This is a genomic window from Neochlamydia sp. AcF65 (assembly GCF_018342435.1).
Classification (GTDB): domain Bacteria; phylum Chlamydiota; class Chlamydiia; order Chlamydiales; family Parachlamydiaceae; genus Neochlamydia.
The window spans coordinates 57,917-66,208 of sequence record NZ_JAEMUE010000012.1; the positions used below are offsets into that span (position 1 = coordinate 57,917).

Below are 8,292 nucleotides of genomic sequence, written 5' to 3' on the forward strand. Positions count from 1 at the left end.
GGGAAACTTCATGAAAAGTGACGAAGAACAAATAAAAAAGGCTGTAGAAAGCTTAGGGGAACAGCTGAAGAATGATGCAAGCCAAGAAAAGAATGTGACTCAATTAGCTGACGAGTTTTTTAAAAATGGACATATGCCAAAAGATCTATTGAATCTTAGTGATCAGCAAGTGGAAGGACTTTATGCGCAAGGTTACAATTTTTATCAAACAGGCCGCTATAAAGATGCCGTGCAAGTTTTTCGCCTACTTATCATGTTAAATGCTAATGAAGCCAAATATATTCTTGGACTTGCTTCCTGTTTTCATATGATGAAAGAGTATAAAAACGCCGTGGATACCTACACCATTTGCTGTGTGCTAGATCCTGAAAACCCTATCCCTTACTATCACATGTCAGATTGCTTTGTAGCCATGAAAGATCCTTATTCCACGATCATTGCCTTGGAAATGGCGATTAAAAAAGCTGGCAATAAACCTGAATTTCAAATGCTAAAAGATCGTGCCTTGCTGACTATCAAGCATTTACAAGAGGAAATTAAAGATACTATTAAAGCAGAAAAATAAGGGTTCCTTTTACTCACCAAGCATTTACACAGCATAATCGACACGGTAATTTACCTTATCTTAAAGGAGCCCCACGATCATTTGAACCCATAAAACTGCAAGAAAGACCTCAAAAAAAAACATCTCACGCCATAAAATCTAATGAAGGAGAACTTATCCATGGCAGAAGACACGCAAGACTTTAAACAGGAAGAATTCAGAAAAGCCATAAAAAAAACAGTGCATGCTCATAGTGGAAAATTAAGTGAAGAGGAGATCAAACTACAAGAACAAGCGCTGATCGATATCTTTGAGAATGGCATGTTACCTGCCCAAGCCTTAGGCTTTGACGCCAATTTTATGGATTACGTCTATAAATTTGCTTATACCCTTTACCAAAAAAATGAAATTGAAGAAGCCAGCCAGCTTTATCGTTGGCTAAAAGTTATGGTACCTATTGATCAAAAATATACCATTGCCTTGACCCATTGCTATATTCAGCAAAAAAATTGGCTTGCCGCTGTGGCCATGCTTATGGAATTAGGCGTGCTAAATCCTGAAGATCCATTGCCTTTTGAGAAGATGTGTGATTGCTTGATTGAGGCTAAAGACTATGCTAGTGCTCTGATGGCTATAGAGCAGGCTATAAAAAGAGCGGCAGATAAGCAAGAATACATGCTTGATAAAGAAAAATGGTTGATGACTTACGACTATCTTCTTTCCCAATTAGAGATTGATCCTGCCATTATAGAAAAAGTTAAAGCAGAAAATGAGCCTATTACTCATGCAAAAAACTCCGAGAGGTAGGTTATGAGCATCTCAGGAAGTGGGACAGGTGCCCCCGGCGGCATTCCAGAATTTTCTCTCCTTAATGAGCAGAATGCCGCTAGCTATGCTTTACGCCTTTCGATGGGCATTGCAAATAATTTAGATTCTATTTCATTTACTGAGATTGACAAGCAAGCCTTATGGAAATATGACACCTCCTCAAGTAAGCCTACTTTACATCCTTTAGAACATATGCGTGTAGAAGTAACACCTCCACGAGCTGATGACAGCTGGAAACAAATGCTAGCAGAAATCACGGAGAGGCTACCCCCCAATGTACGAGCAGCTTACGAGCAAAGCTTACAGGCCCCTATAGAAGAACGCAACCCCTCCTTAATTGCACTAGGAAAGCTATTAGAAGGAGCAGCAAAAGTGTTCAATGGAATTCAAAGTTCTGCAAATGCTTTAGATTCTCAAAATCCTATCGCAGCCGCTGGCTCCCCGTTAGATCTTCGCCGGCAGATGAATTTAGAACTAGCCGAAAAAGCCTTACAAGGCATCCTTAAAGACAGCTTTCCAACTTTTGAAGCGATAAAAAATAGCTTAGCAAGCTTAGGGCCTAATGATCCATTTTTTGATGAGCTAATGGGAGCAGCCAACCAATTAGGCATGGCTTACTCCACTCTTGCCCACCTTCATAATAAAAAGGCTGCTGAAGACCACCTATGAAAGAAAAGAATAGTGAAATACAAAAAGCTAGAAAAAATCTAGCCCATGCTTTAGAGGCCGTTAAAGAGAGTTATAATAGAAAAAACCATGGAAAATTTTTAACTATTTTGGGTCCGCTGATTAGCTCTTTAAGTGCAGTGACTATAGCCCAAACGGTTAAGGAAGCTGCCCCCGCACTTTTATTGAGCTTTAAAATTGCTTTGCAAGGGATCGAAAAAGAGGAAAGCTCGGCAGGAATTATAGGAAAAGCTTTAACCTTATCCACGCAACGATTGGTAGATTTTTTCATAAGAATCCATCTACTCCCAGAAGATCAAGGAAATAAGCAACTCCTGCTAATGATTTCCCGCGGCCTTGTGCTCACCACCATAGCTTTAAGCTGGGCTTTAACTCATTTTAGCTTTACCTACACCTCGCCTCTTAAAGAAAAAGATGAAAAGGAACAACAAAGAAAGCAATCTTTTGGAATTGAGTTAGCTCTAATCCTTACCTTGAAAACAGGTATTTGCCAAAAAATTGTGGGAAGCTTTGTAAGTGCATGTGGAGCAACTGCCAAGCAACAGCAAGCCCTGGCAGCATTAATACTTCCTCTTCTATTCATTCTCTCTTTATTAACAGTGTCTAGAGGAAATAAGAAACTTTTAGAAGAGCTTTTTCTACATTTAAAGGCTGAGTTAGTGGAAGGTTTAGAAAATCTTCAAACTTTTTTACCCTCTTTGGCTGGCGAGCCTGAGTCTATTATAGGTTTATATATTCAGCAGGCTACGGCTAGCTTGAAGGAAGAGGATTTTGAGCATTTATATCAGGCTTATACAGGGGTCCTTGAAAGCATTGATGCCACCCCTAGCCAGCTCAACGAAGAGATCGAAGATATTATTTATTTTGCTGAAACTATTTACACGGCATTTAGGAGCGGTTCTAAAGAATTTAGCCATACTACCGTCTCACAGTTAATATAAAAAATTTAACAACAATTCTCTTCAACAATAGAGAAGGAGGAAATCATGACATCTGGAAATATCACAGGACAAAGCCAGGGAGGCGGAGTTTATCTACCCCCTTCTGATTCTGGAGCCGTTCCCGCTGCAGGAGCGAATTCAGCTGCCAAAGCAGTAGCTCAGCCTAACCAGGCCTATTACACAGATAGCACCTCCACGGGAAAAGAGGCTGTATCTGCTAAACACACACGCAATCTACTCGCTCATATTCCTCCTCCTAATGCCCAGGCTGCCGGAGTATCAGAATCCTCAGGCACAGGCAATCCCTTTTTACGGCCCAATCCCCTGGTGGCCTTTTTTATGAATTTTACCGAAATCTCTAATGTCTTACGTCAAATGACCATGGCTCAAGAAAAAATTACTTTATCTCAAATGAGTATGATTAATGAGCTGGCCAAAGGCCAAGCCCAGCAAATTCTACAAGCAGCTGAAAAAGAGTCTAAGATGTATATGGCTAGTGCAATCGCCTGCTTTATGGAAGCAGGGGTTTCATTAGGACAAGCCGCCATGCAATTTAGGGTCAATCGCAATACTGATAAAGAAATGAAATCACAACAAAAAACGTACGAAGACGAAGCTACACGCCTTCAAGGCCGTAAAGTAAATGCTAAACAGTACTACGATGAGGTGTCAGGCCAACACACAGCCAACGAAATGAAAGCTAAACAAATGAGAAATGCGGATAAAAATGTAGCCGATGCTAGAAAAAATCTAGAAGAGGCTAAGCAAGGTGGCTCTAGAAAAGGAATTACAGCCTCTGAGCAAAAGTTGAAAGATGCTGAAGATCAAAGAGACATAGCCTATGGCGGTCAACTAGAAGAAAATCAAAGAGCAGCAAAGTTGAAGCGAGCGGAAGCTAAGAGTTTAAGAAGCTCTGAGGAGTCTTTGTCTGCTAAAAGAGATTTAAATAGGGCCAACCATGAATCTGAGACAGCAAATTATGAACTGGAAAAATTTAATACTAGCTATTTCATGACCCATGCCAATAGCGTGTCTAACAAAATGATGATCTTCAACATGACTTCCACCATGCTAAATAAGTCTACCGAGGGACTGATGAACTTATGGAAATCAGAACTAGTAGTAGAAAAAGCTCAAGCAGAGGCTTTAAAAGCGATGATGGATGCTTACATCCAAAATGCCTTTAAAACAGTGGACTTAATGAATAACGCTAAAAGCGAAAATTCAAAATTAATTGCCGATCTTATGCAACAACTACGTAAATTTTCTGAGGATGAAAGGAAGCTGGGAAGCTCTGTTGGAGTTCAATCTACAGGCTAAGCCAGATAAGTATAAACGAGTAAAAAGGCCTCTTATGAGCCTTTTTACCCGTCAGTAACGCCGATCGCTTAAAAGCAGGGAAGCAAAAAATTCTAAAGGTTTAAATTTAAACGAATTTATCGGGAGCAAGCTAGCCTACAAGGGACTAAAAAGCTTAAAAAATTTTATACTTCTAATTAAAGAAAACTTTTTAACGTTAATTCAACTATCAATAATTAAAAAAAAACATTTGTAATAATATAAGAAACTTCCATTTTCCTATGTTTATTCTACCAAGTTTTTGAGGAGGACTACATGCCACTTAATATCAATTCCAATCCTAATTTCAGCAATTTTCAAGTGGGGGAACCTGGGGAAGTCAATACCATTCCCCCTACTTTAGGGGAAGATCCACGCTCAACGGATACGGCTAACAAATCCACGCAAGCTGCCAAGCCTAACTCTTTTACTGCTCCTGGGAGTCCTCAACTTCCTGCTCCTTCTGAAGCAGCACAAACAGATCCCACTCTATTAGCTAAAGGACTCTTTCAACCTCAAGCCCTCCTTACTCATCTACAAACCCAAGCCCAAGCGAATGCTAATAATCAAAATAGCAATACGCAACCCTTAACGGATGAGGGGCAACGCAACTTATATGCCAATAACTTTAATGCCGCCTTAACATCTTATGCAAAAGCTAACAATCTATCTTCGAGCGATGTAGCAAAACTTACCTTTGCTTTTTATAATTCTACAGCTACCACCGAGGGTACCAAGCTAAGTTCTGGTGCCGACCTTAATCAAATTCTACAAACGCTTACAGGGCAAGCACAGCAAGAAGCTTTGAAAGCAGGAGTAGATGTATCTAAATTAAAGCCAGCTGTAGACAACTCCTCTTACAACCTTTCTCTCTCAGACACTTACAATGCTGCTTTTGAAGATGCTGTAAATCGTGACCCTTCCCTTACCTCGGAAGAAAAAGCTGCCCTTATTTATCAACATTATAACCCTTCCCCTGCACTCAAAGGAGTGAACCAGACAAAACTTAAGCAATTGCAAAACGCAGCTCTTAAAAAAACTAGCCAAAAATTTAGCACCCCCTCAGGATGGACACCTCCTCTTAATAGCGCGATGTATAATGGAGCTTTAAAGGGAAGCTTTCAAGTTAACCTTAAGCTTAACCTGGATGAGTACGCGGGTCAAAACAATTTGGGTGCTGCTGACCTTGCGGCTCTTAAAAAAGCTATAGAAAACATCAAAGATCCTAGTATTTCTAACGCTCTTAAAGCTATTGCTCAACAGATCATAAATAAAACCATCAGTGAGACTAAAGTTCAAAATCAATTACCGGTAAATTGGCAGCCCTCGGCTGAGCAGATGAAGAATGCTTTTAAAGATATCTCCTCTAACCTAGCAACAACATCTCTTGTGCAAGCACGCGAAATGCTAAATGCTTCGATGGCGCAGTTACAATTGCTAATGCCTAATGGTCCGGGCAAGCAGAAAACCATGGATTTACTCATGACGATTAGTAAAGCGATTGTTGAAGCTCAAAATACAATTTATGAGATACAAACTTCTCGCTCCCAACAGGCTAAGCAGCAAGCAACTGCAAAATTAGGTATGCAATTGCAGCAAGTTCGTGAGCAGCAAGAAAAAGAAAAAGAGATGCAAAAGCAGCAAGGAAAATCAGGCTTTCTAGGCGTTCTTATGAAGATCATCGAACCGATAATAAAGGTTATAACCGTATTGATGGCTGTAGCAACAGGAGGTCTATTAGGCCTTGTCTTTGCTTTATTAGATGCCACACTCAACTTAACGGGTAAACTCATTGAAGCTATCGTAGACATAGTCTCTAAATTAATAGATAAAATTATCCCTAGTGGCAATGGATTTTTAGATGGGTTAAAGGCGGGGTTAAGAGCTGTTACTCAATTATTCGTGATGGCCACTATGGCTATAATGGCGGTGGGCATGCTAGGTCCGCAACTAGTGACTACTATGTTTACCACCATGCTAACAGAGTCTGATATTATTCCTGATTTTTGTCAGATGTGCGGAATTAGTAGAGAACATGCTCAATACATTGCAATGGCAGTGGGAATGGCTATTACCATAACAATTGGGATCTTAAGCTGTATTAATCCCGCTGCTGCTGTCCCTGCGGTTACTCAAGCCACAGCAAGAGCCGCTGCTTCGACTGCGAAAATCCTAAAGCAGGTAATGACCGTCATACAAAAGGTTGTGGATTTAGTGAACAGCGTAAAGATTTTATCTAAGGCTATTAGTGTTACTGGAAAGATAGTGAAAAAAGCCGTAGAAGAATTATCCGAGGTTGTAAATGTAATAGGAAGCGCTGCCAAACGAATTGCCGATACAACTTACCGCGTATTAGGAAATGTATTAAGCAAAATTCTTAAGTCCGTCAAAGGTTCTAAAGCTATGGAGCTAATTGAAAAGCTCCTGACCAAAGCTTTAAAGAATCCCAATACTTTTAATCGTATTATGGCAGGAGTAAGTATCACTCAATCTACACTAACGGCAGTTAAAAGTGGAATTCAAGGAGGAATGAATGTTTCTCAAGCTATTATTGCGTCGGTTAGAGGTAAATATGATGCTATCATTGAAGAGTTACAAGCCATGATTAAACAGCTGCAGAAGGTTTTAGATGACCTTTTAGATAGCCTTAGTGGTTTAGGGGAAGATTTACTTAGTGTCAAAGGTATGCATGACAACCTCCTTAAAGGCCTACAGGATACCTTACAAAAAACAACCTCTATCCAGATAAACTAAGGATAAAAATTAGGTAAATAATATAGCCCATCTCTTACAAGAAAGCATTTTTAAAGTACCTTAAGCCCTTTACAAAGGCTTAAGGTACTTAAAAAAGCTTTAAGCCTTAAACATTTTTTCTTAATAACCTTGTAGTGACCTCTTTGTCTACCCTACAATAAATATACTTTTACCTTTTGCTACCACTTTCATCTAGGAAAATGAGTTTGATATTCTTTTCTATATTGCTTTGAAACCCCTCTTAAAAACTTCCTTTAAAGGTATGTTTATCCTACAAAGATTATCGAGCCTAACTCTAATCCCTTAAGTAGTACTACTTCGTTAGGTTTAAGAGGTATCAAAAAACAGCCTTTTAGATGAGTCATGAATAGCTTGGCAAAAAGGGCAAATAGTAATGCAAAATAAGCTGTTAATTAATCTTCTGACTTGAGGCAGAGTCATTGAGATTTTTTTTTATCTTTTGCCTGGTATTTCAGTAAGGTTAAGAAGCTATAAGCCATAAAACATAACGTCAAATGATGATGGAGTCCTAGCCATGACCGCCCCTCAAAGTGATCTAATCCTAGCTCCTCTTTCATCTGCTGATAGCCTTGCTCGATTTTCCATCTCTCATGAATCCATTCTACCATACATGAGAGGGGAGTATCTTTTGAGGCATTGGAAACATAGTATTTATATTGATCGTTTCCTAGCTTTTCCATGATTAACCATCTTTCAACCCCTGGTCTATAAAATGCCTTGGTGATCGTTTCTTTAACACGTATAGCCATTACTTCACTATATTTCTTCGATTGAAGGGTAAGTTTTACCTTTTGCCACTTACCTCCTTGCAGGATCAATTTTTTTAACCATTTTTTGGCAGAAAGGGGCTTAAAGTTTCTATCGGCTACTTCTGGATATTTTCTTGGTCTACCTCTAATGTTCTTGGTGGAATTTAAAGAAATATCGATAGGCCAAAAGCTATGATTTTCAGGAATTTGAGCCACAAAGGTTAGCTGCCTTTTATCTAATTCTCCCAATAACTCTCGTTTTTCTCCATAACCGGCATCAAAAGCAAGCGCTTCATAGGGAAAATTCTTCTTAAGAATATCATCTAAAAGTTGTAAAGCAAGCTGCCATTTCTTTAAAAACTTGTATCTTGCCTTAGGAACTTTGGCTACCTGCATTCTTTTTTTACTTTTTGTCCAAGATTGGGGAAGG

General features: G+C 39.4%; 7 protein-coding genes. 6 read left to right on the forward strand and 1 reads right to left on the reverse strand.

From position 1 onward, the window contains the following. Window positions 1-10: 10 nt before the first annotated feature. The 6 genes from NEOC65_RS00895 (at window position 11) to NEOC65_RS00920 (ending at window position 7,092) form a co-directional block, all read left to right on the forward strand. Window positions 11-565, forward strand: coding sequence for a SycD/LcrH family type III secretion system chaperone (locus NEOC65_RS00895; RefSeq protein WP_166158368.1), 555 nt, complete (start codon window positions 11-13; stop codon window positions 563-565). A gap of 159 nt (window positions 566-724) precedes the next feature. Next, window positions 725-1,351 (forward strand): tetratricopeptide repeat protein, encoded by a 627-nt coding sequence (locus NEOC65_RS00900; RefSeq protein WP_213151878.1) that lies wholly within the window; start codon window positions 725-727, stop codon window positions 1,349-1,351. A 3-nt stretch (window positions 1,352-1,354) separates the two neighbouring features. Beyond that, on the forward strand, window positions 1,355-2,041 hold the full coding sequence (locus tag NEOC65_RS00905; RefSeq protein ID WP_213151876.1) for a hypothetical protein: 687 nt from the start codon (window positions 1,355-1,357) through the stop codon (window positions 2,039-2,041). Continuing rightward, window positions 2,038-3,000, forward strand: a complete 963-nt coding sequence (locus tag NEOC65_RS00910) for a hypothetical protein (protein WP_213151873.1) — start codon at window positions 2,038-2,040, stop codon at window positions 2,998-3,000. The genes NEOC65_RS00905 and NEOC65_RS00910 overlap by 4 nt, the downstream gene beginning before the upstream one ends. 45 nt (window positions 3,001-3,045) lie before the next feature. Next, window positions 3,046-4,320, forward strand: a complete 1,275-nt coding sequence (locus tag NEOC65_RS00915) for a hypothetical protein (RefSeq protein ID WP_213151872.1) — start codon at window positions 3,046-3,048, stop codon at window positions 4,318-4,320. A gap of 294 nt (window positions 4,321-4,614) precedes the next feature. Beyond that, window positions 4,615-7,092 (forward strand): hypothetical protein, encoded by a 2,478-nt coding sequence (locus NEOC65_RS00920; protein WP_213151870.1) that lies wholly within the window; start codon window positions 4,615-4,617, stop codon window positions 7,090-7,092. Window positions 7,093-7,529: 437 nt separating this feature from the next. Here the strand turns inward: NEOC65_RS00920 and NEOC65_RS00925 are convergent. Then, on the reverse strand, window positions 7,530-8,292 hold a 763-nt coding region (locus NEOC65_RS00925), incomplete at its 5' end, for an IS701 family transposase (protein WP_213155404.1).